Here is a 26933-nt window from a genome sequence, read left to right as displayed (position 1 = left end):
CAAATCCAGATTTCAGTTATACATTCCTAACTCTCATTATAACGGGAGAAATGGAAAAAGCAACTTGAATCCAAATTTGTTTCCTGAGGCTGAGTATTCTTCTACAAAAACGCAAAATAGCCGACTGCCCGGAAATGATTGTTTCGGGGCGGCCGGCTGCTTCGTAAACTATTTTTCTTCACCCATGAGATACTGGATTGCTGCTCCAACGCCATTATGGTCATTATCGGCGGTAATATATTTACAAATTGCTTTGATCTCATCGTTTGCATTTCCCATCGCAACTGGGAAACCTACACTGCCAAGCACAGCGCGGTCATTGTCTGCATCACCGATACCGACTGTCTCGCCGAGGGTTACGCCCAAACGCTTTGCAAGCTGCGCAAGGCCGGTTGCTTTTGTCACATGTTCCGCGGTCATTTCCAGTGACGTTTTCTCGGCAAATGCGAAGGTCAGCGGCAGGGCTTTTAATTCCTCATACGCCCGGCTCCGGTCCTCTTCGGAGCGGAAATAGATGTTGATTTTCGGAATGGAATCGTACCGCTTGGCTTCCTCTTCCATGCTCTCGACCTGCGTCGCCACTTTTAAAAACAGCGGCTGATAAACCCCCATGCGGAACTGGTCCATATGCTGGATATCACTGGATGAAACGATCGAATCGTTTTCCGTCAGGATATGCGGCATTGCCTTGTATTCTGCTGCCGTTCGCACAATCTTTTCTATGTATTCCCGCGCAATCTCCGCCCGGTAAATGGCCTTTCTCTCCGCGCTGTCATACACCAGTGCGCCGCTGTAGCAGACCGCATAGCGCATCATCGGCAGAACCGCAAAATACGGCTCCAACTCCACCACCGCCCGGCCGGTACAGTACACAACCGGAATCCCGCCATCGACCGCCGCCTGGATATCTCTGACGGTGTCCTCATGAACTGTCTTATCCGACTGCAGCAGCGTTCCGTCCATGTCTACGGCGATCAGTTTGTATGCGTTTTTCATGATTTTCTCCTCTTACGCAATCCTATCATTCACTGCTTCCATCTCATACAATGTAAATGGATCAATATCTATACAGTTTGTTTCATCCCATTCTCCGGAAATATCCCAGGCGAGTGTTCCATTCATAACGGTACATGCATCTTTGAATTTCTCAATTTCTCTTAACGGTGCAAAAATCTCTGCTTTCAAATCATCCGTTGCATCATAATCAACGATTTTTCCGTCATCAAAAAAGACCTGTACATGAAAATTATCTAATGGAATCACCTGTACAACCGTAGGAAAATATTCATTCATAGACTTTCACCTCACGTCTTATATCAGTGGATTAATTCTGTTTAAAGGCTTCATATCCTTTGCCAGCTCCCAGTTTTGCATTAACTCATCCTGGTGAATGGTGCACCATGCCAAAATCAGACGTAATTGCTTATTTGGCAATGATCCTTTTATTACCTGTATATGATTAATGTCGACCAATGCTTTATTCCCATTATATTCTGCATGAAAATGAGGAGGCATATGGTCTTTATAATACATTGTTACCCGAATCCCATAAAATAATGATATCTCCGGCATGTGCTGCATCCCCTTTCTATTTTTTATAGTGTAACATTTTTTCTAAACATATGCTAGAAAGATCTTCTCAGCTTTTCTCCTCCAGTTCTTTCAGATAATCATAGCACAGGCCGCCGTCACAGCGGTAGAAAAATGGGTCTTTGCGAATGGTGCTTTCGCTGTTCAGGATAAAGCTGGCGAGTTCTTTTCCTGTTTCGCTGCAGAATTTCATGCGGAAGCTGTAGCCAGTATAGTTCAGAGAAAGTTTGTCTTTTTTCATTTTGGTGTTCTGGATATTTTCTACGATACAGCGAATCTCATCTGCGTCACAAATTTCAAAGCTTTCGCCGGTATTGCCGTCGAAAACGGAAATCAGTGTTACGTCGGATGAGGCGACTCCTTTTAAAAATGTCGTCGGAAGAAAATACCATACCGCCAACAGCGCTGCCGCCAGAAGGATGATTACTGCTATGATTGTGCATCGTTTTTTCTTCATAAGGATTCCTCCTCAAATTTCTAACGCACCTTTTCCCACTGCTCTTTCGTCATCTGGTTCGTATGGCCGACCCGGACTTCGTGCATCTGCGGCACTGGGACTTTCTGGCAAGTGTGGTGATAGGTAAATCCGAGTTTTTCCTGTACTCTTTTTGACTTCTGGTTGCCGTCGTAATAACCGCACCAGATGACATTCATGCCAAGATCCTCGAAGCCATGACGCAGGATTTCTTTTGCTGCTTCCGGCATATAGCCGCGGCCCCAGAATGGTTTGCCCAGCCAGTAGCCAAGCTCGCATTCATCGTCGCGGTCGGTCATATCGGTATGTCCGTTTAACCGCAGCTCGATGGAACCGATTGCTTCATCGCTTCCTTTTTCGCAGATCGCATAGCACTCTGCCCCGTTCAAAAGATTCCGGATCACATTCCGGCTTTCCTCCACTGACTGATGTGGCTGCCATCCCGCCGCCGGTCCGACTGCAGGATCTTTTGCATAATGAAACAGACTCTCGGCATCCGCGTCGGTCCATTTTCTTAAAATTAATCGTTCGGTCTCTAACATCGTTTTTCCTCCCTCATCTGCGTTCGAGCAAATATACTTTTACAGCAAACTCTTCATTCCCCGGCATTTTCCCGCTTTCTATGCCGGTCACTTCAAATCCCATGGATTCATAAAGTGCTCTCGCCGGCTCATTTCCCACCAAAGCTTCAATAGAATGGATTTCAGGAAACATCTGCATTGCATAAGCTGTCAGTCTCTTTCCTATTCCTCTTCTCATATGGGCAGGATCAATATACAGCCAGGCCAGTTCTTCCTCCGAACAGGCTACAAAGCCAACAACCTGACCATCCTCTTCCGCAACAAAAAGTCCTGGATAATCAAAAAGATTTTCTCTTTCTGCCGCAATACAAAGCGGCAAAAATGCATCTTCCAATCCCGCAAGTTTCAACTCAATTTTTCTGCTTTCATCATGAATCTTCTGGATCGCATTCCAGTCAGATACTTGATAGTTTCGGATCGTAATAGACATATCTCCCTCCTTAACCCGGATTTTTCAATCTATATTTTTCAATCCCTCGTATAATTCATCAAAAGATTTCATCCCACTGCATCTGCCATATGACAAATTCTTATTTTCTCCAAATTCAAGCAGAAAACATTTTGCCATTTCTTCCACCGTCTGTTCCAGTGCGCAGAAAAATTGCTGATAAGCAAAATTACTTGCAGCGCTGCCTTCTTCGAAGGTATTCATAATAAGGGACTCTGTCACCTGGTCAAGAGGATACATCTTGAGATGCATCAGTTCATGTACGATAACTTCTTCGAGATTCTCCTGTTTGGGATTACCTGTATTCAGCAGCAGTATCGCTTTTCTGTCATCACAGTCTATTTTGAAATCTCCGGTTTTTCTCCATTCAGGATCATCAACAAATTCCAGCTTTACATCCCATGCAGGAACAATTCTCAGCTTCTTACACCATTTTTCGAACAGTTCATTTAATTTTTCTTTTTCCATTCCCCACTCATTCCTCCAGCTTTCAAATTTTTATCACATCGCACTGCTCTTCGCCAGCAGCATCGACAAATACGATTTTCTTATCGTATCTTTGATGGAATACCCTAATTTCTGAAGAATCTCTTCCAGCTCTTTCAGCGCAGCTTCCCGCTCTTCTTCTTTTTCTGCCAGGATTTCCAGCTCCAGATATTCGCCGAGGCCGGTTACGGTATCTACGCATGCGGTTATGTTTCCGTTCTGCATATACTGTCTCTGTTTTTCCACTTTCGGAACTGGCTGGAATCCAATGTTTTCCAGGATTTCTCTGCAGACTGTCGCATCTTTGACTTCCGTTTCCAGCTCTTTTCGTGTCATGGAAACGGTATCCATTTTTGCCCCTTTGTAAGTAATCGCCGCCGTCTTTTCTCCCGTATCCAGATTCTCAATACTCCGAACACGAAGCGCTTCATCTAGTCTGGCAAAATCGTGATGTTCGGCTGTGTAGTAGGTGTCTGTTTCCATAACCAGCTTTTTCTTTTCAAAACCAAGCTGCTTCAAAGAAGTCAGAATCTGTGTTTTATCCTCAATTTTTAATTTTATTTCTACCTCGACACTCATAACTGCCCTTTCTCTTCAACTACCAATCAACACTTCCTTCCCCCGAAACGCAAATCCATAATGCCGGATCCGTTCCTTTGCAATTCCTCTGGCAAGCAGTTCTGTGTCGTATTGTTTTTCCCGAATCTGATGAAGTGCATGTTCCACCGTCTGTTCCAGCGACTTTTCTTTTGATGTATTCTGAACCTTGAATTCCATTACGATCGCATCCAGATTTTCTTTCAGTGGTTCCATTACTACATCATACCGTCCAAATCCACTTTCTCTGTTGGATGTGATTCTGTATTTTCCGGCCAGATCGACAATCAGGCCAAGAACAAATCCATGATAAAATCTTTCTGGTTCGAGTTCCTCTGATGGTTTTCCGCCCGTGTCGAAACTGCTGAATGTCTGAAGTGCTACCTGATTCATAAACTGGTTCATATAATCCAGATCCCCTGCAAGCAGAGCATCTTTAAAATTGCCATACGCAGACTCTTCTTCTGTAAACCAGTCCTCTATCATCTTTTCGAACATCAGCATCGTCTCATGATTTGTCACTTTCAGATCATACTGACGCTTTCCTGTTCTGTTGTCCATTTCATACTGATCCACTTTCAGATAGCCGCTTGCAAGCATCAGGCTCCAGATGACTCCCCGTTTTCTTCCAAGCTGTTCAAAAACTACCTGCTCATCCAGTTCTGTGCAGATCACTCCGCCGTTTAATAAATCTTCCATTTCTGTCTTGATTTTTGCAGGACTCCGGCGGATCAGATTAGAAATCAGCATATTTCCGCTGGTGTCTGCCCAGTACGTTCCATATTCTCCCGTATCCAGATATTTTGTGATGGACCACGGATTGTAAATATCCTTCCGTTTTCCAAAGGAAAATCCATCATACCAGTAACGGACGGTTTCTTTTTCATCGGACACCCCATTTTCCTCTAGCGCATGAAAGACTTCCTCTTCCGTAAATCCAAACGAACCGCTGTATTTTTCTGACGTTGTTGTTACAACTTCAAGGTTATTCAGATCCGAAAAAATGGATTCTTTACTGACTCTTGTAATTCCTGTCAGAAGCCCCCGTTCCATATAGGGATTCGTTTTGAAGGTGGAATTGAACAGGCTTCTGATAAACGCGGTAAGATTTTCCCAATACCCATGAATATACGATTCCTGCAAAGGGGTATCATACTCATCCAGAAGAATAATCACTTTTTTTCCGTAATAGCGGCTCAGATAATCCGACAGATAATTAATGGCTACAGCTGCTGCATCATCCGACATATTTTCCTCAACGGAATCAAAATAGGCACGGTCTTTTTCATTCAATACTTTGCTGGATTTGACAAACTCAAAAGTGCTGTATAATTTCACCAACTTACGAATAACTGCTCTTCTTGCAGATTCATACGTGGTTGCCTTAATATCGGCAAAGCTGAGTGAAATCACTGGATACGTTCCCTGCAGTCTGCGAAATCTTTCCTCTTTCCAAATGGCAAGGTTTTCAAAATATTGACTGCATTCGGAATGATTTACAGAAAAGAAATATTCGACCATACTCATATTCAGGGTCTTGCCGAATCTTCTTGGACGGGTGATCAGGGTAACGCTGTCCTGATTGTCCCACCATTCCCTGATAAAATCCGTCTTATCAATATAAAAACAGTGATTCTTTCTGATGGATACAAAATCCTGATTTCCAATGGAAATTACTGATTTCATGAGCTCGCTTCCTTTCCTGTTTTTTTCATTCTATCACATTTTTTCTATAAAGTGATTCTCTGATTCGTTCCAATATTTTTTATACACAAAATCATCATCCGCCGTAAAATTAAGCTGATACATTCGGAAGATAACCAGGAAATCTTTAGGCTGCCATTGTTCTTCATAGGAATAGCAGTATTTCATGCCCAGTTTCTGCATGACCTTTCCGCTTCTTGGGTTATTTTGATCATGCGTTGCCGTAATATAAGGCAATCCATCTTTTTTCACCTGCTCCACTACGGCTTTGCCGGCCTCTGTGGCAATCCCTTGGTGCCAGTATTCTCTGCGGATTCCATAGCCGAAATCATGGGATTCCTCTGTCGCGACGTTCATATATCCGATCGGAACGTTATCTTCCTTCCGGCAGATGGCATACGCATAGGCCTGCGGCTGTGCATATCTGGAAGCATATCTTTCTTCAAAAAAACTCTTCGTTTCCTCCAGATTTTTCACAGGATACCAGGGCAGGAATTGATTCGCTTCTTCATCTTTTAAAATCAGAAAAAGTGCGTTCATATCCTCTTCTGTAAATTTTCTTAAAATCAGGCGTTCGGTTTCTAAAACAGGTGTGTTCCTTTTCCTGCGCCAGATCATAAAAAAATCTTTTTCTCCGGTATCATCATCCATACCTTCTCCCTCAATCGTGAAATGCTCTCTTTGGTAAAAGGAAATTGCTTTTTTATTTTTCTGATATACGCTCAAGCTGATCTGCGATTTTATTTTCTTCACGTAATCCAATAACTGTTTTCCTATCCCTTTTGACCGCATACTTTTCTTCACAAAAATTCCTTCTATGTAATCCTCATTCACCCCTATGAATCCATCTATTTGTTGTATATTTTCATTTTCAGATACATAGATTTCAGCCTGCGGAAGCATTTCCTTCACCATTTCAACATGATCCGTCCAGTATTTTTCCGGGACGAAATTATGTACCTCTGTATTAGACGTAAGCCATATTTGCATAATGGAAGACAAATCACTGTTTTTAAAATTTCGAATCATATGACACTCTGCTCCCTTTCGATTATAACTCTGCCATTGTTATTTTCCATCGGATACCACGGTATGATAGATCTCATGAACAATACTTTCTTTATCCTGATCTGCCGTTATTCTGGTTTCCTGCAGAACAGGTGCGTAATCTTTTTCGTTCCACCATCTCCGCATGTCTTCTGCGCTGAAATCATTGCAGTTCGGCTTTGTTTTGTGACGCTTCACGGTCTCCTCAAAGGGGATGTCGAAGTAATAGGCGTATATATTTTTGCCATATAAATCTACTGCCAGTTCAAATAACGCACGATACCATTCTACATTCAGAATCCCTTCCAGAATGACAATCTCGCTGTGTTTTCTTCCATACCGCAGAAGCTCTTCCAACAGCGGCAGTGCTTTTGTATTCTCTCCGTCTTTGACTTTAAGTATGTCCCTTCGGATGACATCCTGCGAGATCAGCATCGTGTTATTTCCGAACATCTGCTGCAGTTCCTTCGCAATGGTTGTTTTTCCGCTGCCGGAATTTCCTCTTAAAACAATTAATTTATTCATCTGTAAGCAATCGTCCATTATCCATCCTCGAAATAGTAATTTTCAGCTCATCACCTGATATCTGATTCTGATATATGAGTCCTTTAAAACGGTGCAGTCTATGAGCTTCAATACTCCCAGCCGAGAGAGTTCATTTTCTGCAAGAATGGAACTTCCGTCTATTAAAGAAACAGTCTCTTTCCCGCCAATCAACACCGGAGCTACAACGATATCAATATAATCAAACAGCTTTTCCCGAAGGAACAATCCGTTCACCGTTCCGCCGCTTTGGATTGTTAATCTCTCGCATCCATACGATTCTTTTAATTCCCGAAAAGCATCTTTCAGCGACAGTTTTTCCTGAAAAATAATATGGAGATTCCTTTCCTTCACGTGACAGGCAGGATGGTTCTTATTCGATGTAATCAGCACAAATTCTTTGGATTTCCTGCAGAAATATGTTACACCATGCTCCGTTAAATGGCTGTTATCCAGTAAAACAAAGGAAACGGGACTCTTATCAGGAAAAGGCTTTTTATTGACCCCCATCTTTTCCTGCACGCGTCCTGTATTAAAAGACCAGAGATCAGTTGTCTGCTCGATCTCATAATACTGGTGCAGCCCTTCTTTCAACCCGTCTATCTTCGGGAAATCCTGATCTACATCTAAATCATCTGATGCACCGGGACTTATCTTTCCATCTACGGACATCAGCATAAACAGAGTTGTGATTGGTCTATCCATCCTATTCCTCCCCAAATTGTAATTTTATTTTATACACTTTTCGCTATCTGCAGCGCCAGAAACAGCTTGTCCAGATCGTGGTTGGCGGCAGATAATCCATCCGTTTCATAGTTTCCTTCGATCAGCACATCTCCTGAAACAAGAAAATCATAAAGTTCAAATCCATAAAAATCACAGATCGCCTGAACGCCTGCGAGTTCCATTTCCACGGCGATGCAGCCTTCTTCTTTTCGTTTTTTTACAAGATTTACCGTTTCCCGAATCATACTGTCTGTCGTCCATACCCTTCCCTGAACGTAAGGCAGATTTCTCTCCGCAAAAAATTCAGCCAGTTTGTCTGTGTTTTTTATTTTTATGTAGTCCTGCGGTTCTGCAAAATAATAGGACAGTCCTTCTCCCCGGTATGCCTCCGTCGGGAGAATAAACTTTCCATCGGTTGCTTCTTTGTCCAGACTGCCGCAGGAACCGAACATGATGAAGATGGATGCGCCTGTCAAATGGTTGACTTCGGCAATCGTCCCTGCGGCAAGAGCCGAGCCAATTGGAGTCAGGTAGAAAGCAATCGTTTCTTTCTCATATGATAAGGTCCAGACCGGTATATTCCCATTGCATGCACCTACTTCTGCAATCTGCCGGCATGGAAAATTTTCGAATATGTATTCATATATTACTTTTGAAAAAACGACTATACATTTTTTTACCAGATGCCGCTTCTCTCCATAGAAATTCTCCATTTTTACAATCGGTTCGCTGTTGATATCATAAGAATCAATAATCATTCTGTTTCCTCCATAAGTTTATCCACCAAAAGTTCGCTCACGTAACATGCAGCATACTCTGGATTTTCACAATACCATTTTCATATATACAAGCTCCTGCGGACCAGAATACTTTGAAATGAATCCCAACGGATTACGTCCAAACTCCACAAATCCAATGCTTTTATACATATGGAAAGCTCTTTGGTTATCTGCAACAACCTCCAGTTCTAATTGCTGATATCCCGCATTTTTCGCACACTGCACGCAGGCCTTCATCATCGCTTTGCCAATACCAAGTCCCCAGTATTCCTTCACAACATCAATGTCAAATTCGGCACGATGTCTGACTTTATACTTATTGCCAACTGCAGAAATTCCCGCTGTTGCAACGATCTTGTCATTTACAACAGCCAACAGCATTACTTCACGATTGCTTTCGGCTCTTGCTTGAAGAAATTCACTCTCACTCTTTGTATCAAAACAATGTTCTTCCGGATAGGAAAGCAAAATTTCGTATTACGCAGTCCTGTCCATTTTTCAAAATTATGTTTTCTTTATATTCCATTTTACTGTCCCTTTATCCTCATATTTTTATACTATTCTCAGAATAATTCTTTTTTAACCAAAATATACTCGCTGGTCCGCAGCACTTCCGCAAAACCACATTTCAGGAATAACAAAACGGATGAATTATCAACCGCAATATCGTCATAGAGTTCTTTTACACCATTCTCTTTTGCCGCTTCGCATAAAAGCAAAAGTCCCTCACGACCATATCCCTTTCCACGATACGGAGCATAAACAACAACATCCGCGATGTAAATCTGTCTTTCTGCATCAAAATAATATGCGGTTTCTCCAATATAAGAGTTATTCTCCTTGATATATCTATAAAAACGTTGGCCATTGGAGTTTGTGATCCATCTGTCATACCAGTCTGTCCAGCATTCTTCAGGAAATGCGATGGTTCCTCCGCTGGCATGGTTGTAAGACATCGTCTGCTCATCGCTCATCATTCTTTTCCTAAACCACAAGTCATTCACATCCGGCTTATACAATTCAAGCATTTCTTCACCTCTTCCGTCATATACAAATACTTTTATATCTGTATTTACAAATCCAACAGATAAAGTATGCTGTCCCTGTCAGGATACGTATACTCTTTTATCTCTGTAAACTGAAATTGAAATATGTGTGATTGCTCTTAATCCGTGGTAATCGGCAATCCATTCATTGCCATTTGCGCCAAATTCGCAAACCTCAAATCGTATATTAGCATATTGATCTTTCGTTTTTATTTTTACGAACATGCTTCCTTATTTTTCATACTTTTCAATCCGGCATTCATGTTCTTTTGTTTTTTCATTGTAGTTAATTCCCACCAGTAAAAGCTCCCCCGCATAGCAGGCAACCGACTCCGGATATTTTCTGTCTCTAATCTGATCTAATGCTGCTCTGACGCTTTTGTCCCATTTCAGTTCCACAACAAGCGCCGGGTAATAATTCTGAAACTCCGACTTTGGAATAAACACAAAGTCTGCAAATCCACGACCCGCGGGAAATTCGCGGATTGGTTTGAAATAGTATTGCATGGAACTCAAATAGGCAATGGACAGAACACTGCTGAGTGAGTTTTCATTGTTATACTGAATCACAGAAGTATATTCCCTGTGAATTTTTTCAATTTCTTTTGCTACTGCGTTTCCATTCATCTGAATTGTATCTTTCAAAAGCTGCTCTGATTCTTTTTGAAACGCAATCAGCTCATTCCACTTTTTCCTCTTCGTCGCCAGAATTAATTCCTGACGGATTTCCTCGTTCGGAATGAAAGCAGTCTTAAATGTCCGGTCATAGGCCAGATAGCCAAGGTGAATCAGATACGTCAGCACATCGTCTTTATTAGCGAAGCTGACGGTATCGTTCTGAAAAGAGGTAACATCAACCGGAACATGATCTCCTGAAAGCATTTCGATTACGGCACTTTTCAGGCCATCAAAATCCATATTGATCAGCGGAACAATCGCCTCATAGGATGCGGTTCCGGACCAGTAGCTCTGGAATTCGCCTTCGAGCATCAGGTTCACAACGGCATTTGGATTGTATACATGATATTTTCCAATCTGATAACCGTCGTACCATCGTTTGACTTCTTCAAACTTCTGACCATATACTTCACATAGTTTTTGAACTTCTGTTTCTGTAAAACCTACATATGGTGCAATCGGCCCGGCATGCAGCATCGAATAATCTTTGAAATTGTTCAGCGCCGACTGTGTCTTTTCTTTTTTTACAGGCAAAATACCTGTCAGATATGCCAGTTGAATATATTTTGTCGGCTCCGTCCCTTTGAACATCGCCCGCAGAAAATTGATATATTCTTCCTGTGTTTTGAGATCCGCCGCCTCGTCACGAATCAGAACATCCCATTCGTCTATAATCACAATAAATTTTGTCCTGGATGCCGCGTTGATCCGCGACAGTGCCTCCGGCAGTGACCGGATTTCTTCTGGAAGTATATGGGGATAATATTCTTTTAGCTCCGAAATCGTTTTTTCTGAGATATAAGAAACAATCCGCTCCGGTCCGCCTGCCGGTTCCATACACCATTGGATATCCCAGTGGAGCACGTCATACTGATTCAGATGTTTTTCAAAATCCTTTGCCCTGCTGATTTCCAGCCCGGAAAACATTTCTTTCGAACTGCAGCCCTTGCTGTAATACGCGGTGAGCATGTTTGCCGTAATTGATTTTCCAAACCGCCGCGGGCGGCTGTTGCAGATATATCCCTGCAGAGTGTTCATGACTTTATTCGTATAAGTCAGCAGTCCTGTTTTATCAACATAAATCTCAGAATTTAATGCAACCGCAAATGCTTCATTTCCCGGATTCAGATAACTTCCCATGCAAATCCCTCCCGTCAACATTTTATATGACTCATTATACTTGATCCCTCTGACTATCACAAGGACAGGATTTTCCCGCGCAGCTTCCGGTTTTTCACTTTCGTCCTCCTGTGAGAATCCCATACAATTCCGGTCTTCTGTTTTTCAGTCCGCATTTTTCCCGGTTTCTGTATTCCCGCAGCAGGTCCACGTCCAGTTCTGCCAGAAATATGCCTTCTTCCTCTCCGGTTTCACACACGAGCATATCACGGGGAGCGCCTGTTTCTGTGTGATAGATTACGCCATCAAACAGTGTGGAATGTCCATTGCAGCCGCGGTGCGATGCAGGATAATTGCAGATTGCAATCGCGATCTGATTCTCGTATGCCCGGCCGCGCAATTGGGAGAGTCTGTTGATTTCCATCGGGCAGGCATTGGGGACGAGGAGGAGTTCGGCGCCTTTCAGCATCAGCACTCGGGCGGATTCCGGAAACTCTCTGTCATAGCAGATCATCGAACCGACGTTTATTCTGCCTTTGGCGGTATCCAGCTCCGCAACGCAGAAGTCATCTCCGGCATCCAGAACGCCCTCATCGTCGTCCTCGCCAAAATTGCAGATATGTACTTTCGAATAGCGATACATTCGTTCTCCATGGCGGTCGAACATGCAGACGGTATTTCGCGGTTTCGGCTCATGCTTTTCCAGCAGCGTTACCGCGATCGCCAGATTCAGTTCCGCGGCAAGTGCCGAAAATTGCTTTACATACGCACTGTCCAAAGAAACAGCGTTCTGCTCCAGCCATTCTTTCTCATGCGGAAAAACATATCCTGTGCTCCACATTTCAGGAAACAATGCGATATCCGCACCCTTCTCTTTCGCTTCCCGACACGCTTTTACTCCTTTTTCCATGTTATCTTCGATACTCCCAGCAGGCTGCAACTGTAAAAAAGCTATTTTTAATTTCATACATTATCCTCCCCTTATGTCACATATAACATATTTTCCTCTATTTATGTCATTCATAACATAATTTTATGTTTTAACAGCATTCAATGCCCTACCACCGTTTCATATTCTTCTCAAATTTCTCCGTATACGCCGCCTTTAATTCCTCCGCCGTAATCCCATAGCAGAGCATGACATCGTTGTAATACATCAGAACATCCGCCATTTCCTCTACCAGATGCTTTCTCAGTTCTTCTTTTCCCACCGCATCTGCCGCTCCGTTCTTTTTCACGATATCGATCACTTCGCCGACTTCCCCAACCATCCAAAGCAATTTATTCTGTCCTGTTGCCGGGCAGATGGGTTCCCATTTTTGTTTGTATTTTTCCTGCAACGCTTTCTGCATTTCCTGCATCTCGTTCATGCCAAAATCAGACATGCTGTTCTCCTCCATACTCGTAAATAATCATTTGAAAACATTATACCCATAAATGCTTCAATGGTAAACTTTCATTTTGCCACATAAAAAATACGCGCCGCATTTCTCATCAAAATCATGAGTATGCGGCGCGCAGTTTTTATTTCGTTTTTTTCTTTTCTCTTTTCATAAAAAGACAGACGCATAAAGCAGCAAATGCAACTGTTGCAGCGATCAGTACCGGCCATACCGGCAGTGGACAGACGCTTGCGCTGATCAGTTTCAGCCCCTGATAGAGTGTGTATACACCGAAGATCGAGAAGATCACAAACGCCAGTGTATTCAACAGCCCATCCGGTGTCTTGCTCTTTAAGAGGTAGCCGACCAGCATGCCGAGAATATCCGCTGCGAAAAGTCCGAGGGAACATCCGATCCATACAACGAATGCGGATCCCATCCCTTCATTTGCACCAAAGGTAATTGCGGTAAGCTGTGTTTTGTCTCCGAGCTCTGCTACGAAGAACGTACAGAACACGGCAAGCGGAGCGAACTGAATCTTTGATTTCCCGTTTCCTTCCTCTTCTTCGTCATCATCACCGGCAAGAGTTGATGCGGCAAAATAAAGGAATGCAAGCGCTGCAATTGTCTTAATCAGCCAGGCCGGAATAAATTCGCTGACAAGTCCGCCTGCAAGAACAGCCATTCCATTCAGTACCAGAATCGCGGCTGCGGTTCCCAGGATAATGTCTTTCAGCTTGTACTTCGAAGTAAGCGCAATCAGCATGAGCTGCGTCTTATCGCCCATCTCTGCGATGAACTCGGTAAGAAACACCTTTAGAAATAACACCATTTTCTATTCCCCCTTATCTCACAACAATATAAATGGCATATGCGGCATAAAATGCGACCATACAGAAACCTTCGACTCTTCCGATTTTCTTTTTAGTTCCTGCAAAAATCCATACACATACCGTGAATACGATCAATACACACAAATCAATTATATTTTCCGTAATGATGGCCATCGGGCTGATTGCGGATGCAATACCAAGTACCATAAGAATGTTGAAGATATTAGAACCGATCGCATTGCCAAGTGCCATATCAACTTCATTCTTTCTGGCAGCAACGATAGAAGTTACGAGTTCCGGAAGCGATGTTCCGATGGAAACAATGGTCAGTCCGATCAGGGTCTGGCTCATTCCAAGATCGCCCGCGATTCTTGCTGCGGCATCTACGGTCACATCTCCGCCGACTGCAATGGCGACTGCTCCACCAACGATGAACAGGATACTCTTCGGAACGGAAAGCAGCTTGATATCCTCATCGGAACCGCCTTCAATTTCGACTTTTTTTCCTTCCCTGTTTGCCTTTAACGCAATGCGAACCATGTAGACAATATAGCCTGCAAAAAAACCAATTAAGATCACACCGTCCAGGTGACCAAGCATCATCCCTGATTTGTCTCCAATTCCGATGATTCCCAAAAGCATCAGAAGTCCGGCGCAGATCAGGGACAGCGGGATGTCTCTTTTGATGGTTTCCTTTGCAACTTCTACGGTAGTCAGTACGGCACAGACACCGATGACAACCATCAGGTTAAAGATATTGGAACCGATGACATTACTGACTGCGAGCTCGTTGTTGCCTGTGAGTGAAGCCGATACGCTGACCGCGGTCTCCGGAAGGGATGTTCCCATAGCGACAATGGTAAGTCCGATGATGATCGACGGAACGTGCAGTCTCTTTGCTGCGCTTGAGCTTCCTTCTACGAAAAAGTCCGCACCTTTGATCAGCAGGACAAAACCGATGACGAGACAGACAAGCACAAGAGCAAACGGGGCGTTGTTGATGAAATTTTCCATGTTTTCCTCCTTTGTTTTCCAAGCATCTATTCCAGAATAGTATCGTTAGCAGAAGCAGGTTTTACTCATTATCCGCAAAAAAAGACTCATGTATATCAAGGAACATCCGATATGCGATACACCGGTGATTCATCGATATACATGAGTCTCATTATTTAAGATTTGCCAGATTATACTCTTTCCTTATAATCAGAATGTTGACAAATCACACATTCGTGCTAACTACTCCCTCATGGAATATTACATTACTTGATAAATACTATCAAATGAATTCGGGGTTGTCAACAAAATTTGATTTTTTTATCCGAAAAATTTCAGCCCCGCTTACTTCTGTTTTCGTACTTTCTTTATGGTGTCATTGCATAAGGTGCCATCCTCTGCAATCGTTGATTTCCGGATAAGTATGCTTTGATTCCTTCTGCTTCGTTCCTATTCTAGCGATATACTACTTCGAATTCTTCCAGCACGCAGTCTCCCTTTTCGTCAAATTCGAGTCTTGCCGCCTCGTAGTCAGGAGTAAACGCACGTCGATGTACTTCTCTCCACGTCTGCAGGCTTCGGTCATCCTCTCCCTCTTTATAGGCATGCTCCGCACTGACCTGATCGAAAGGCACAACAGATACTTTTGTGTTTCGAATCACACAGGCTGCTTCATCATTGTCAAAAAGTATCACGCTATAATCCCCGACGCCCGGCAATGCTTCGTTTTCCGTCTCATAAGCAATTTTGGCACTCGCAGTTGCCGTTTTCACGCCATCGCACACTAACTTTGCCAGTTCATCCGCCAACCCATCTCCATCGTAAAAATTCCAGATCTCGTGTTCTGTATTCTCGTCTATCTTCGCAGCATGACAAAATGCCTGCCACATTTCGTTTCCAGTCATAAGGTTCCTCCCACTTAAATTTTGATTTATTTTTCGCAGAAAATTCTATTGCTAATTAACCAGTTTATTGTGGATAATTCGCTTTATCAATAACGGACGCACTTTCACTTGCTTCCATCTCTTCGAGTTCCAGTTCCGTTTCCATCATGCGCTCCAGTAGGGATTCCTGTGTCTGATTTTCTTCGTCTATTTTCGTCTGAAGCTCCATCAGCCGTTCGTAATTTGCGGAAAGTTCCGGGTCCATCATTTCCAGTTGGAGTTCTGACATTCTGCTCTCACTCTCCGCAAGCTGCTCCTCGTATTTTTCGAGCTGCCGTTTTAAGCGGGACAGAATTTTTCCCGGGTTATAATATTTCTTTTTGTCAAACACATCATCCAGAGTCGGAACGTCGGCCGGTTTTCGTACAGCTCCTCCCGCATTTCCCGTTTCTCTGCCCGGCGTCTGCCGTTTGATTTCTTCGAGATACTTTGCATAATTCATTCCGTAAAATTGTACGTCGCTCTCGCCGAACTCCAGAATACCGGTTGCCACCTGGTTGATGAAATAACGGTCGTGCGATACGAACAGAACGGTTCCCTCGTAGCTGGTCAGCATTTTTTCCAGTGCTTCTTTTCCTGCCAGATCCATATGGTTCGTCGGCTCGTCCAGGATCAGGAAATTCGGTTTTGTATAGAAAATCCGGCAGAGCTCCAGCCGCACTTTTTCACCGCCGGAGAGCTGCCCCATTTTCTTTTCGACATCTTCGCCGGAAAACAGAAAGGCGCCCAGGGCGCTTCGGACATCGTTGCGAAGCAGGTTCGGATAAAGACTCCAGAAATAGTCGAGCACCGTCTGCTCCGGGTCGAATTTCTGGTTGACTGCTTTGTGCTGATCGAAGTAGGCAAAATCCACGCGGTTTCCAAATTGATAACTTCCGCCCAGCGGATTGATTTCACCCACAACGGTTTTCAGAAGCGTCGATTTTCCTTTTCCGTTTTCTCCGATGATCGCAATCCGTTCTGCTTTTTTGATGACGGCGGAAACCTCACTCAGAACGGTGTCGTATCCTATTTTCAGTTTCTTTATCGTGAGCACATCCGTATAGCTTTCCCTCGCCGGATGGAATAAGGCGTGGAACGTCCTCGTATCAAACCGCCGCGGTTTCTCGATTTTTACCATGTGCTCGATCGCCATTCGTTTCGAACGGGTCGCCGCAACTTTTGTCGGTGTGTTTTTCCATTTCTCAATCCACACCGTCAGACGCTCAATTTCCTTCTGCTGTGCCTCATAGTCTTTTTCCTGCTTGATCTGCGCTTCTTCTTTTAATTTCACAAACGCAGAATAATTTCCCGGATACCGTTTGATGTCACCGTATTCGATTTCATACGTCACATTGATCACGCGGTCCAGAAACATTCGGTCATGCGATACGATGACTACAGCGTTTTCATAGCTCTTCAGATAATTTTCCAGCCATTCCACCGCCGCGATGTCGAGGTGGTTGGTCGGCTCGTCGAGAAGCAGGATGTCGGGGCGCTGTAAAAGAAGCTGCATCAGCGCGATTTTCGTCTGCTGTCCGCCGGAAAATTCCCCGATCGGCTTTTCCAGATCTTCCAGCGCGAAGCCGAATTTCTGAAACATCGTTTCCATATCCTGTTTCCAGCTGTATCCGTGGAGACTCTCCATTCTCCGCTCCAGATAGTCGTATTCTCCCAGCAGTTTTTTGTGATCTTCTGCCTCGGCAAGCAGCTTTTCAATTTCCTTTTTTCGTTTTTCACATGCAAAAACTTCCGAAAAAGCCTTCTCCAACTCTTCTTTTACCGGCACCGATCCATCCGTAAAATTAATCTGGCGCAGGAAACCAATATTCTGTTTTCCGCTCATCGTAATCCCGCATGTTTCATCGCTGTCCAGATTACTCATCTCAATATCCCCGGCAATCAGCCGCAGAAGCGTCGTCTTTCCGCAGCCGTTCCTGCCGACAATTGCAATTTTTTCCGTGTCGTGAATTTCGAAATTCACACTGTTTAAAATCGTATCCGCGCCAAACTGTACTTTTGCATTTCTGATCTGATATCTCATGTTTTATACCTTTTCTGTTGTTTCAACTCACTTCTTGTCTACTGATGTTAAAATTCTGCTTCCATTATACCGTCTCCGCCCTTCGTTCTCAATGCCAAAAATTTTTCGAATCAAATTTGGTACGCCTGCGGCATAAAAATATCTCTGTTTTACTGATTTGCTCCAGTAAAACAGAGATATTTAACTTCCTATATATTCCGAAAGTCCCTTACGCAAAAATACTACTCATGAGTAGTATACTTATGAGTAGTATATAATATTCTTCTCTTTTTTTCAATGCTGTCTCTTAACAGATTTTCCCAACCAGCACCACGATCCCGGCTGTCACAAGTGCAATGATCAGATACAGAATCGTCGCCAGGCCTCGTTTTGTCAGCACGGTTTTCCATGGTTTGATGTACGGAATCCCTTCCATTCCTTTGATCTCCCATATTTTACTGTGTCCAACCCACACCCGGTCAAGCATAATTCCGTCGAACCAGTTCATCACCACAAGGAAGAGGTAGGATTGGAGATATGCCGTCTTGAAATCGGTAACTTTATTCCAGACAGAAATGATTGCGATCAGCACCACGAACAAAATGATGCAAAATGGAATCATAACCTGCTTTCCTTTTTTCATGACCGCATCTTTGTCGATCAGTCCACGTTTATCGGCTTCTTCTATATATTCCTTTGGGTAAAAATAAACACAGTTCATTCCATCATTTCTTACCAGACACTTTACCATCAGAATAAACAGAAGACAGTATAATATGTTTTGCAGCAATATTTTATGTTCATTTTTTCTCTCTTTCTCTGCAGTCATTTACAATTTATATTCATACCATTCATCCGCCATTTTCTCAAATCCGACCGACTGGAACATGCGCTGGCTCTGCCTATTAAAGGAATAAATATTTGCTGTTACCTGCTCCATTCCCTTCTCTTTCGCAAGCTTCAGCATCTCCAGAACACACCGTCTTCCGATATGCTGATTCTGGTATTCTTTGCAGACGACGATGGCAATTTCACCATTTTCTCTCAGTGAAACATCTCCCACGAGCACACCCTGATATTCTATGTAATAACATTCACCGTGCGCGGCAAGATAATCATACATCCGATGCAGCAGCTCCACATCATACGGCTCCTCCCGGTTGTCCACCTGCTTGCACACGTCCAGATCCTGATACCAGGGAAGAGAGGCCGCATCATTTCTGTAATACGGGATCAGACGAAGTTCGTTGTCTATGATTCGTTCGGTCATTTTGTTTTGACTCCTTGTTTTTTTAATCTTTTAACCAAAAACATCTCCATCGGCTATCCATATATCATTTTAATCTGCCGCAGACCATGCCGGGTAAGATAATCTGCGATTTCATGGCACTTCCTGTATTCTGATCTCACTCATCCTCTTTCCACAGCTTTCCTTCTTTATAATGCTTCCTGCAGAGTGCCACATAACTCTCATTCGATCCAAGGAAAATCTGCGCGCCTTCCCGTACGATTTTTCCGTTTGCGTATCTTGTGTTGCACTGTGCACGTTTTCCGCACCAACAGACCGTCGGGACTTCTTCGATGACATCGGCAATCTCCATCAGCCGCATCGAGCCCGGGAACAGGCGTGTCCGGAAATCGGCGCGCAAACCGTAGCAGAGCACCGGAATTTCGTAGAAATCCACGATATCAGAAAGTGTATCAACTTCCTCCGGGGAAAGAAACTGCGCTTCATCGATCAGGATCGCGTCCACTTTTTTCCCATGATACCGGTATTCCTCGCTGTCCGTGCTCCAGGTCTCCGAAATTTCTCTTAAAAACTCGTCCACATATTCTGCCGGTGCCTTCAATCCGATACGGGACTGAATTTCATGCTCCCCGTCGCGGCTGTCCGTCCGCGGTTTCAACAGGACCGCATACTGCCCGCGCTCCTCGTAATTGTAGCGAACCATCAAAATATTAGCAGATTTCGAACTGCCCATCGCGCCATAGCGAAAGTATAATTTTGCCATTGTTTTTGTCCTCTTTGTATTTTCTATTATTTCTTCAGCTCTTTCCGCAAAAACGGCTCCTCATCAAGTTCTGCATTGCCAAAGCTGTGATAAAATTTGTCCGCATTCGGATTGGTCGCCCGAATCAGATAATACTGGTCAATCCCATGGTTCCGGCAGTCCTTCTCCATCTCCTGAAACAGCCCCTGCGCAACACCTCTGTGTCTGGCCTCCGGCAGCACGTAAACCCAGTCCACATACGCCATGCGGTAACCGTCCTGCATGCAGCCATAAAAATGATACTCAATCCGCCCAAGAACCCGATCCTTTTCCATTGCTAAAATGGATGTTGTGTTCTGGTAAAAAGGATCTTTCACTCTCCTCCGCAGCCCTTCCCGATCCGCTGCTTCCACATGCATCATCTCCGGCTCTTCCGCCAGTGCATGTTCAAAGTACGCAATATACTGTTCTATGTTTGTCTCATCCAGTCTCTTAAAAATCATCGCTTTCTCTTCCCCTTATCTCTCATTTTTCTTCGAATCCCCCACCGAACCGCCAGCGTCCCCGCAATCAGAACCGCCGCAATTACGCCATCCCGCAGAATCCTTGTATACCACGGCGCAGACCACGTCTCATACAAACCGGGGTGTACTGTGTAGTCATAATACGTATAAACACTCTTTCCAAGAAACACGCCGACTACACACCACAGAAAAATTCCGGAAATTTTATGGATTGTTTTCATGATTCCACCCCCTCTGCTATTATTTACTTACTTTTTCTCTTATTTCACCCACCAGTTCATGTACCGTTGTACAGGGACACTCATCACTTCTGCAATAATCTCGTCAAATCCCTGCACTTGATCTCTGTCAAACACGATCCACGGAATACGATATTGGGCATCATAAGCTGTAAGTTCCATACATTTATCAATCATTGTACGTGTCTTCGTTTCTACCACCTTAATGACCAGCTTATTTTTTATATCCTCTGGCAGGCTCTGATGCAGTCCGGTAAAAAAACATCGTTCTGTTGCCTCTGTATCCGTTACAATTAAATAATAGCCTAATTCCGGCTTCTTAAATTGTTTTCTTTGCTCTCGTGGCTTTCTGTTTCCTGTTCTGTCCTTTTTCGCCATACTCAGCTCCCCTTTTTCTGAGATGATAAACCTGCCTCCTGAGATACCTGCATTAACGCATTTTTAAAAACTTCCAATGTCTTAAGTACAGGAATTGCACCGTACTTTCCAATCAAATAATTCTTCTCATAACTTTCATCCTTGCGGATACGCGATCCATCTTCGTCAACAAAATCAGCAAGCGAATAAAGATTTGAAACCCCTCTGTCATCCTTTTCCACAAACCAGATCTCATCACGCCGCAGCAACTGATTCGAAAGCTGCCATGTATCATATGTTGTGAAGATAAGCTGCGCATGATTTGTATTAATCGCAGGATTCAAAAACGTAAGCAAAAAGTTTCTTACCAGTAATGGATGAAGACGGGCATTTAATTCATCAATAAAAAACACACTGCCTCGCTCCAGCACTTCCTGTAATTCCGGATATAATGCAAACATTTTCAGCGTACCTGCAGACTCTTCCCCTAATGGAATTTCTGCCATCTCATCTGAATCGATTTTTTGATGCAGTGCATTAATTTTATACTTCTCTTCTTTTGATTCTCCGTCATACGGTACTTTTTCTACTTTAAAGTCTTTGATGTGCTCATCAAATGAGGAAAAATACTCTACAACATTCTGCTGCACTTTCTTATCTTCTGCAAATCCTTTTGGTAATCTTCGGGAAAGGAAAAAATTGGTATAAGGATCACCAAAATCCGCAAATTCATTTGCCAGAAACCAGTCACGAATTGCTTTACATTTTCCAATTTTTAATTTTGCACCCAGCGATACGATAAGAACCTGTTTTTCCAAAGCAACCTGAATATTATCCCGGCTGTTTTTTGGAAAGCCCGACAAATCCAGCTCTTCTTCTGTGTTTCCGCGGTAAAACACGGTACTGTACTTTCTTGCCGTTCTTGCCTTTGAATTGAGCCATTCTTCCGTTACACCATTTTTATCCACGCAGAAACCATAATTATAACTTTTTCCCGTCTTATCTCCCGGCAGCGTAAAATAAACTTCGAAACTCGATTCTGCCTCTGGCGATGTCGAATCAAATAGAAACGGAGTAGGCCGGAACTCCTCAAATTTTTCTTCTTCATCACCATATTGAAAGGAATCTGCCACATATCTGGACATATATTCAAATGCATTGTATATATTTGACTTTCCGCTCGCATTCGCCCCATAAATAGCAGCAGTCGGCAATATTCGTTCACTGCCGACAGTAACAACCCGTTCTGCAAACTCCGTCATTTTCGCAGCAGACAGATCCAATGTCGCTTCTTCCCGAAAAGATTTGAAATTTTTAAAGCTGAATTGTATTAACATGATTCCACCTCTCTTTCTTCTCTGATTTCTATTATACGCAATTCTGAGTATTTTTCAACACGCAAATGCGAGTTTTTCTCAGTTTAATGTGCTTTATAATCAAAAAACAGGAATATAAAAATGAAATTTTCCATACTTTCATTTTTATATTCCTGTTTTTTAATTCTTACATTTCTTTCCTCTTCTGATTCCTCTTCTTCCGCAGATTCTCTTTCTTCTGCCGGATTTCCCCCGCCTCCTGTTCGCTGCTGACGCGGATGGTTTTTACGACGAAGAGTTTTCCCTCATCGGAATGCTTCATGCGGGCTTTGCCCTTTAAATATCCGTGCTCCGGACAATATGCCACGCAGTAATAGTTTTTCCCGCCGGCCGAAAACCAGCGTAAGCGTTTTCTTGCCGTTTTCCCGCAGATGCAGCAGTGCGTGCTGCAGACCTCGCGGTCGTGCATGGCTTCTTCTTTTGTGTCAAATTCGCGGGAGATGAATTTCGTGTAGCCATTATAGACGGCGTGGATCTCCTCTTTTTTCGATTTCGGGTTCTGATATACGTCGATCGAGTCGTACGCCAGCACAACATCCATATCGATGCGTGCAAAAATATCGGCCGTATATTTTGCATCCGAGAGCGCCTGATGAAAATGCTCGTCTTTTGGGAGATGGAGAAAATCGGCGGCGTACTCGAGCGCCCGGCGGCTCTTCATCGTTTCGTACTGGATCGCGAACAGTTTCTGTACATCGTAAAAATGAATCGGCCCGCGGATCAGCGACAGGAGGTTATAAAATTTCATGTTCCGCTGGAGCTCCGTCAGGTCTCCCGGTCCCCAGGTGCCGAACATGCACGCACCGCCGGAGAATGCAAAAAATTCCTGCACGACCTGCGCAAATGGGATTCCGTTCTGCAGATCCTCTTCTGTCAGTCCGACGACCTCGCGCGTCCGGTGATGGAGATGCTGGTAGACCACCGGTTTTACAATCCGGTGAAACGTTCCCACCACATTCCGCTCACCATCCATCTTCACCGCGCCGATCTCAATAATCTCAAACGGCAGCTTCGGGTTCTCTTTTCCTTTTCCATAGGGACACTGGTTCCATTCCAGGTCAAAAATCACATAGTCCATTGTATTGTCAATCCTTCATTCTGTGTCGTCTGTCCCTATTATAAATGATTTTGATATAATGAGCAACTATCTGGCAATTCCATTCTCTGCCCATTCTGGCAATTTTCTTCCTGTGCATTACATTTCCCATTCATTTCATCCTGTTCTCTTTCAAACTTAACGCTTCTTTTATTGAAATCCCAGGGTAAATCCGATATAATATTTTTAACTCCGGCCTTCGTTTTTACTCAAAAAAATCACCTGAAAAAGCCGGAAATATTACAAATTTAGATGAGAATCCGATATGAAAACAAAATTAACGCAAAAACAGATTCGATTTCAGGCGCTTCTGCTGTTTTTTCTTACTTTTTTCTTGTCGAGCTCTGCACTGTTTTTCTGTATCAGAATCAGTTAAAGGAAGCAAAGCTGAAAGCGGACTATACCGCACAGACGACCATCGGCCGCGTGAAATCGCAGTTAAACCATTATCTTGCCGAATCCAATCTGATGAAACACATGATTGAAGCCGGTTATACCGTCGATGACGAAGAGTTTTCCGTCCTCTCCTCGCTGATGCAGGACGACCAGAATGTCATCAAAGCACATGAGCTTGCAAAGGACGGCATTATCACACAGATTTATCCGATGAGCGGAAACGAAGCCGCACTCGGACTTAACATGCTCGAGCATCCTGCCCGGAAACAGGAGGCGCGCCTTGCCAAAGAGAGCGGCGAATACACGATTGCAGGACCGTTTAAGCTGCAGCAGGGCGGCATCGGAGCACTGCTCTTTGACCCGATTTATACCACCGATGCCAACGGTGACCAGACCTTCTGGGGCTTTTCGATTCTCGTTCTCGACTGGGAATCGTTTCTGAACGAAATCGAACTGGATACGCTGGAGAAAGCCGGCTACATCTACGAAATCTGGAAAATTTCTCCGGCCACCGGCGAACACGTTTCTATCGCACACTCCGGCAATTCCCGGCGGTCTGATGCCATGGAAGTTCTCTGCACCGTACCGAACGACACCTGGCATTTTGAAATTTTCATGCGCCGCAGCGGACGCTTTTATTTCTCGTTTTTCAGCAGCTCCAGGTTTTTGGAGATCAGCCCGCATCTCTGTTTTACGCAGTCCGGGGATCTGTGCGGATCCTGCGGTGTGTTGAACAGATAGTCCTCGAGTTTGTCGATTGTGGTGGTTGCTACATGCATTCTTGTATCGCAGGATGCATAGTAGATGTAAACCTCTCCGTTCTCACGCGCAATCGCGCCGTTTGTAAATACAACGTTGGAAACGTCTCCGACTCTCTCTTTTCCAAGCGGAACCAGGAATACACCGGACGGTTCTGCAATGACTTTGGACGGATCGTTCAGATCGGTACCGAAGACATACAGAACGTAGCGAAGGCCTGCTGCTGTATTTCTTACACCGTGTGCAATGTTGATCCAGCATTTCTTACCGCGGATCGGCACTGCTCCGGCACCGTTTTTGGACTCGGTCAGGGTATGATAAATACGTTTGCTGATGATCTTCTCCTCGTCGATGACAGCGTGTGTGATATCATCGCAGAGTCCGAAGCCGATTCCTCCGCCGCTTCCGGTCTCAATGAAACCATCCATCGGACGGGTGTAGAACGCATATTTTCCGTCTACGAACTCCGGATGCAGAACAACGTTTCTCTGCTGCGGGGAACGTAACGTTTTCAGGTTGTCCAGACGCTCCCAGGTCTTCAGGTCTTTCGTTCTCACGATACCAGCCTCAGCAACCGCTGCGGACAGATCCGGATCGTTTTTGTCCTTGCTCTCCGAGCAGAACACACCGTAAATCCAGCCGTCCTCGTGCTGGGTCAGACGCATGTCATAAACGTTGGTTTCCTCTGCGCAGGTATCCGGCAGCACAACCGGGTAATCCCAGAAATGGAAGCCGTCGATACCAGTATCACTCTCTGCAACAGCAAAGAAAGATTTTCTGTCATTGCCCTCCACGCGGACAACGAGATAATACTTTCCATTCAGATAAATCGCGCCGGAGTTCATCACAGCGTTGATGCCGAGACGCTCCATAAAGTACGGATTCGTCTCCTCATCCAGATCATATCTCCAGTGAACCGGAGCAAACTCTCTTGTCAGCACCGGATACTCATAACGGTCATAAATACCGTTGTAAAAATCTGCTTTTGTGTTCTTTCTTGCCACAAGGCGGTCTACCTTGGCTTTTTCCACATAATACTGTTTATTCAGCATCTTTTAACCTCCCAATTACTTCCATACACATCCGTCCATTGTGATACGGGCATTTCCACGGTTCTACAATCGGTTTATGGATCGGGCTTCCGTCTGCATTCACGCACCAGAACCACTCAGACCCCTCTCGTTTGTCGATCACATATTCCTTAATGTAGCCCCAGATGTCCTTTGCCGCATCAAGATACTTTGTTTCCTCCGGTTTCTTCTGCCATGCATTCAAAAATCCAACGACAGCCTCCGCCTGTACCCACCAGACTCTTGTGGTATCATCCACGCCGCGCTCGCACTCATTCATCAGCGAATGATTTTTGTATGCCGTGTTGTAGATATTTTCCGCAATCTCTCCGGTGATCGGCAGCAGTTTTTCCCGGTAAGCCGGATCGCCGAGCACTTCCGTGCCCCGGTCGATCAGCCAGGAAGTTTCGATGTCGTGGCCATAAGAATACAGATCAATCAGCGTATTCCAGGTACGGTCGAAAAATACTTCCTGACGGCCTTTTTCTTTGTTGTATACTTTATCCGCGAAGAGATCCATCATAAAACGGAGACGGTCACCGGTAAACGGATCCTTTGTCACGCGGTACAGCTCGGTATATGCTTCAAAAACATGCAGCAGCGTATTCATGGTTTTCTCTGCCATGACGCCGTTCTCCGAGAGCTTTTCATTGCTCTCCGGCTGGAAATCGCGGGTGAATGCCTCGAGATAACCGTACTCGTCGGTGCAGTGTGTCTCGATGATCTGCTGCAGCGATTTCGCCAGCTCCAGCGCCTCAGTGTCGCCCGTCGCATCAAAATACGTCGACAGCGCATAAATTGCGAATGCCTGATTGTACGTATGCTTTGTCGTATCGAGCGGCTTTCCGTCGTATGTGACGGACCAGAACACGCCGCCGTACTCGCGGTCCACGCACGCCTGTTTCATAAAGCGGTACGCATGCTCCGCATCTGCGCGCAGCTTCTCGTCCTTTAAGGTCAGGTACGCATTCGAGAAAAACCAGAGAATTCTGCTGTTTAAGATGCAGCCCTTCTCATACGTTTTCTGCACGTTCAGATCAAAGTCCTGATAGCCGTAAAATCCGCCGTATTCCTCATCTCTTAAGCCCTCCCAGAACGGAATAATCCGTCCAGTAAGCTCCTGCTTTACTTCCTTTGCCAAAGACTGCATCT

General features: G+C 44.4%; 33 protein-coding genes. 1 reads left to right on the top strand and 32 read right to left on the bottom strand.

Going from position 1 to position 26933, the window contains the following annotated elements; genetic code table 11:
• Positions 1-168: 168 nt before the first annotated feature.
• The 30 genes from ACY2VT_RS07575 to ACY2VT_RS07430 all read right to left on the bottom strand — a co-directional run bounded on the left by ACY2VT_RS07575 (position 169) and on the right by ACY2VT_RS07430 (position 23538).
• Complete coding sequence (locus ACY2VT_RS07575) at positions 169-996, bottom strand: Cof-type HAD-IIB family hydrolase (RefSeq protein ID WP_461874295.1); 828 nt, start codon at positions 994-996, stop codon at positions 169-171.
• Between the two features lie 12 nt (positions 997-1008).
• Positions 1009-1293, bottom strand: coding sequence for a DUF2442 domain-containing protein (locus tag ACY2VT_RS07570; RefSeq protein ID WP_461874294.1), 285 nt, complete (start codon positions 1291-1293; stop codon positions 1009-1011).
• 18 nt (positions 1294-1311) lie between these two features.
• Positions 1312-1572, bottom strand: a complete 261-nt coding sequence (locus tag ACY2VT_RS07565) for a DUF4160 domain-containing protein (protein ID WP_461874293.1) — start codon at positions 1570-1572, stop codon at positions 1312-1314.
• Positions 1573-1639: 67 nt separating this feature from the next.
• Positions 1640-2047: a hypothetical protein gene (locus ACY2VT_RS07560; RefSeq protein WP_461874292.1), complete on the bottom strand. Its 408-nt coding sequence runs from the start codon at positions 2045-2047 to the stop codon at positions 1640-1642.
• Between the two features lie 20 nt (positions 2048-2067).
• Complete coding sequence (locus ACY2VT_RS07555; protein WP_461874291.1) at positions 2068-2607, bottom strand: GNAT family N-acetyltransferase; 540 nt, start codon at positions 2605-2607, stop codon at positions 2068-2070.
• 13 nt (positions 2608-2620) lie between these two features.
• On the bottom strand, positions 2621-3076 hold the full coding sequence (locus ACY2VT_RS07550) for a GNAT family N-acetyltransferase (RefSeq protein ID WP_461874289.1): 456 nt from the start codon (positions 3074-3076) through the stop codon (positions 2621-2623).
• A gap of 24 nt (positions 3077-3100) precedes the next feature.
• The gene (locus ACY2VT_RS07545) at positions 3101-3562 is read right to left on the bottom strand and encodes a hypothetical protein (RefSeq protein WP_461874288.1); all 462 of its coding nucleotides are present in this window, start codon (positions 3560-3562) and stop codon (positions 3101-3103) included.
• Positions 3563-3595: 33 nt separating this feature from the next.
• Complete coding sequence (gene cyaB, locus ACY2VT_RS07540; RefSeq protein WP_461874287.1) at positions 3596-4159, bottom strand: class IV adenylate cyclase; 564 nt, start codon at positions 4157-4159, stop codon at positions 3596-3598.
• Positions 4160-4174: 15 nt separating this feature from the next.
• Positions 4175-5863 (bottom strand): AAA family ATPase, encoded by a 1689-nt coding sequence (locus ACY2VT_RS07535; protein WP_461879462.1) that lies wholly within the window; start codon positions 5861-5863, stop codon positions 4175-4177.
• 33 nt (positions 5864-5896) lie between these two features.
• The gene (locus tag ACY2VT_RS07530; RefSeq protein ID WP_461879464.1) at positions 5897-6871 is read right to left on the bottom strand and encodes a GNAT family N-acetyltransferase; all 975 of its coding nucleotides are present in this window, start codon (positions 6869-6871) and stop codon (positions 5897-5899) included.
• A gap of 78 nt (positions 6872-6949) precedes the next feature.
• Positions 6950-7453 carry a kinase gene (locus ACY2VT_RS07525; protein WP_461874284.1) on the bottom strand — a complete coding sequence of 168 codons (504 nt, stop codon included), beginning with the start codon at positions 7451-7453 and terminating at the stop codon, positions 6950-6952.
• 42 nt (positions 7454-7495) lie between these two features.
• Entirely contained in the window at positions 7496-8176 is a 681-nt protein-coding gene (locus tag ACY2VT_RS07520; protein WP_461874283.1) for a dihydrofolate reductase family protein, read from the bottom strand.
• 29 nt (positions 8177-8205) lie between these two features.
• A complete protein-coding gene (locus ACY2VT_RS07515) occupies positions 8206-8955 on the bottom strand; it encodes a nucleoside phosphorylase (protein ID WP_461879461.1) in 750 nt (249 codons plus the stop codon).
• 66 nt (positions 8956-9021) lie between these two features.
• Positions 9022-9444, bottom strand: coding sequence for a GNAT family N-acetyltransferase (locus tag ACY2VT_RS07510; protein WP_461874281.1), 423 nt, complete (start codon positions 9442-9444; stop codon positions 9022-9024).
• Between the two features lie 95 nt (positions 9445-9539).
• On the bottom strand, positions 9540-10004 hold the full coding sequence (locus tag ACY2VT_RS07505) for a GNAT family N-acetyltransferase (RefSeq protein ID WP_461874279.1): 465 nt from the start codon (positions 10002-10004) through the stop codon (positions 9540-9542).
• 249 nt (positions 10005-10253) lie between these two features.
• Positions 10254-11840 carry an AAA family ATPase gene (locus tag ACY2VT_RS07500; protein ID WP_461879460.1) on the bottom strand — a complete coding sequence of 529 codons (1587 nt, stop codon included), beginning with the start codon at positions 11838-11840 and terminating at the stop codon, positions 10254-10256.
• A gap of 94 nt (positions 11841-11934) precedes the next feature.
• A complete protein-coding gene (locus ACY2VT_RS07495) occupies positions 11935-12786 on the bottom strand; it encodes a carbon-nitrogen hydrolase family protein (protein ID WP_461879459.1) in 852 nt (283 codons plus the stop codon).
• 91 nt (positions 12787-12877) lie between these two features.
• Positions 12878-13204: a MazG nucleotide pyrophosphohydrolase domain-containing protein gene (locus ACY2VT_RS07490; protein WP_461874276.1), complete on the bottom strand. Its 327-nt coding sequence runs from the start codon at positions 13202-13204 to the stop codon at positions 12878-12880.
• A gap of 139 nt (positions 13205-13343) precedes the next feature.
• Positions 13344-14033 (bottom strand): TMEM165/GDT1 family protein, encoded by a 690-nt coding sequence (locus tag ACY2VT_RS07485; RefSeq protein ID WP_461879458.1) that lies wholly within the window; start codon positions 14031-14033, stop codon positions 13344-13346.
• A gap of 13 nt (positions 14034-14046) precedes the next feature.
• Positions 14047-15048 carry a calcium/sodium antiporter gene (locus ACY2VT_RS07480; RefSeq protein ID WP_461874274.1) on the bottom strand — a complete coding sequence of 334 codons (1002 nt, stop codon included), beginning with the start codon at positions 15046-15048 and terminating at the stop codon, positions 14047-14049.
• 434 nt (positions 15049-15482) lie between these two features.
• Positions 15483-15932, bottom strand: coding sequence for an ASCH domain-containing protein (locus ACY2VT_RS07475; RefSeq protein ID WP_461879457.1), 450 nt, complete (start codon positions 15930-15932; stop codon positions 15483-15485).
• A 64-nt stretch (positions 15933-15996) separates the two neighbouring features.
• Entirely contained in the window at positions 15997-17994 is a 1998-nt protein-coding gene (locus ACY2VT_RS07470) for an ABC-F family ATP-binding cassette domain-containing protein (RefSeq protein WP_461879456.1), read from the bottom strand.
• A gap of 286 nt (positions 17995-18280) precedes the next feature.
• The gene (locus ACY2VT_RS07465) at positions 18281-18724 is read right to left on the bottom strand and encodes a hypothetical protein (protein WP_461879455.1); all 444 of its coding nucleotides are present in this window, start codon (positions 18722-18724) and stop codon (positions 18281-18283) included.
• 78 nt (positions 18725-18802) lie between these two features.
• Complete coding sequence (locus ACY2VT_RS07460; RefSeq protein ID WP_461879454.1) at positions 18803-19243, bottom strand: GNAT family N-acetyltransferase; 441 nt, start codon at positions 19241-19243, stop codon at positions 18803-18805.
• Between the two features lie 136 nt (positions 19244-19379).
• Positions 19380-19985 carry a thymidine kinase gene (locus ACY2VT_RS07455; RefSeq protein WP_461879453.1) on the bottom strand — a complete coding sequence of 202 codons (606 nt, stop codon included), beginning with the start codon at positions 19983-19985 and terminating at the stop codon, positions 19380-19382.
• Between the two features lie 26 nt (positions 19986-20011).
• Positions 20012-20467: a GNAT family N-acetyltransferase gene (locus ACY2VT_RS07450; RefSeq protein WP_461874949.1), complete on the bottom strand. Its 456-nt coding sequence runs from the start codon at positions 20465-20467 to the stop codon at positions 20012-20014.
• On the bottom strand, positions 20464-20709 hold the full coding sequence (locus tag ACY2VT_RS07445; protein ID WP_461879452.1) for a hypothetical protein: 246 nt from the start codon (positions 20707-20709) through the stop codon (positions 20464-20466). Before ACY2VT_RS07445 ends, ACY2VT_RS07450 begins: the two co-directional genes overlap by 4 nt.
• A gap of 39 nt (positions 20710-20748) precedes the next feature.
• Entirely contained in the window at positions 20749-21105 is a 357-nt protein-coding gene (locus tag ACY2VT_RS07440) for an RloB domain-containing protein (protein ID WP_461879451.1), read from the bottom strand.
• A 2-nt stretch (positions 21106-21107) separates the two neighbouring features.
• Positions 21108-22421: an AAA family ATPase gene (locus ACY2VT_RS07435; protein WP_461879450.1), complete on the bottom strand. Its 1314-nt coding sequence runs from the start codon at positions 22419-22421 to the stop codon at positions 21108-21110.
• A 166-nt stretch (positions 22422-22587) separates the two neighbouring features.
• A complete protein-coding gene (locus ACY2VT_RS07430) occupies positions 22588-23538 on the bottom strand; it encodes a 3'-5' exonuclease (RefSeq protein ID WP_461879449.1) in 951 nt (316 codons plus the stop codon).
• A gap of 270 nt (positions 23539-23808) precedes the next feature.
• On the opposite strand from ACY2VT_RS07430, the gene ACY2VT_RS07425 reads away from it, so the two are divergent.
• The gene (locus tag ACY2VT_RS07425; RefSeq protein ID WP_461879448.1) at positions 23809-24693 is read left to right on the top strand and encodes a CHASE domain-containing protein; all 885 of its coding nucleotides are present in this window, start codon (positions 23809-23811) and stop codon (positions 24691-24693) included.
• On the opposite strand, the gene ACY2VT_RS07420 is transcribed toward ACY2VT_RS07425, so the two are convergent.
• Positions 24588-25763 (bottom strand): glycoside hydrolase family 130 protein, encoded by a 1176-nt coding sequence (locus ACY2VT_RS07420; RefSeq protein ID WP_461874955.1) that lies wholly within the window; start codon positions 25761-25763, stop codon positions 24588-24590. The two genes, ACY2VT_RS07425 and ACY2VT_RS07420, sit on opposite strands and share 106 nt — an antisense overlap.
• Positions 25753-26931, bottom strand: a complete 1179-nt coding sequence (locus ACY2VT_RS07415; RefSeq protein ID WP_461879447.1) for an AGE family epimerase/isomerase — start codon at positions 26929-26931, stop codon at positions 25753-25755. The genes ACY2VT_RS07420 and ACY2VT_RS07415 overlap by 11 nt, the downstream gene beginning before the upstream one ends.
• Positions 26932-26933 lie beyond the last annotated feature (2 nt).

This window comes from Fusicatenibacter sp., from assembly GCF_050872605.1.
In the GTDB taxonomy this organism is placed as follows: domain Bacteria; phylum Bacillota; class Clostridia; order Lachnospirales; family Lachnospiraceae; genus Fusicatenibacter.
The sequence above is the reverse complement of the archived record's forward strand: the minus strand, read 5'-3'. Positions and strand labels throughout refer to the sequence as shown.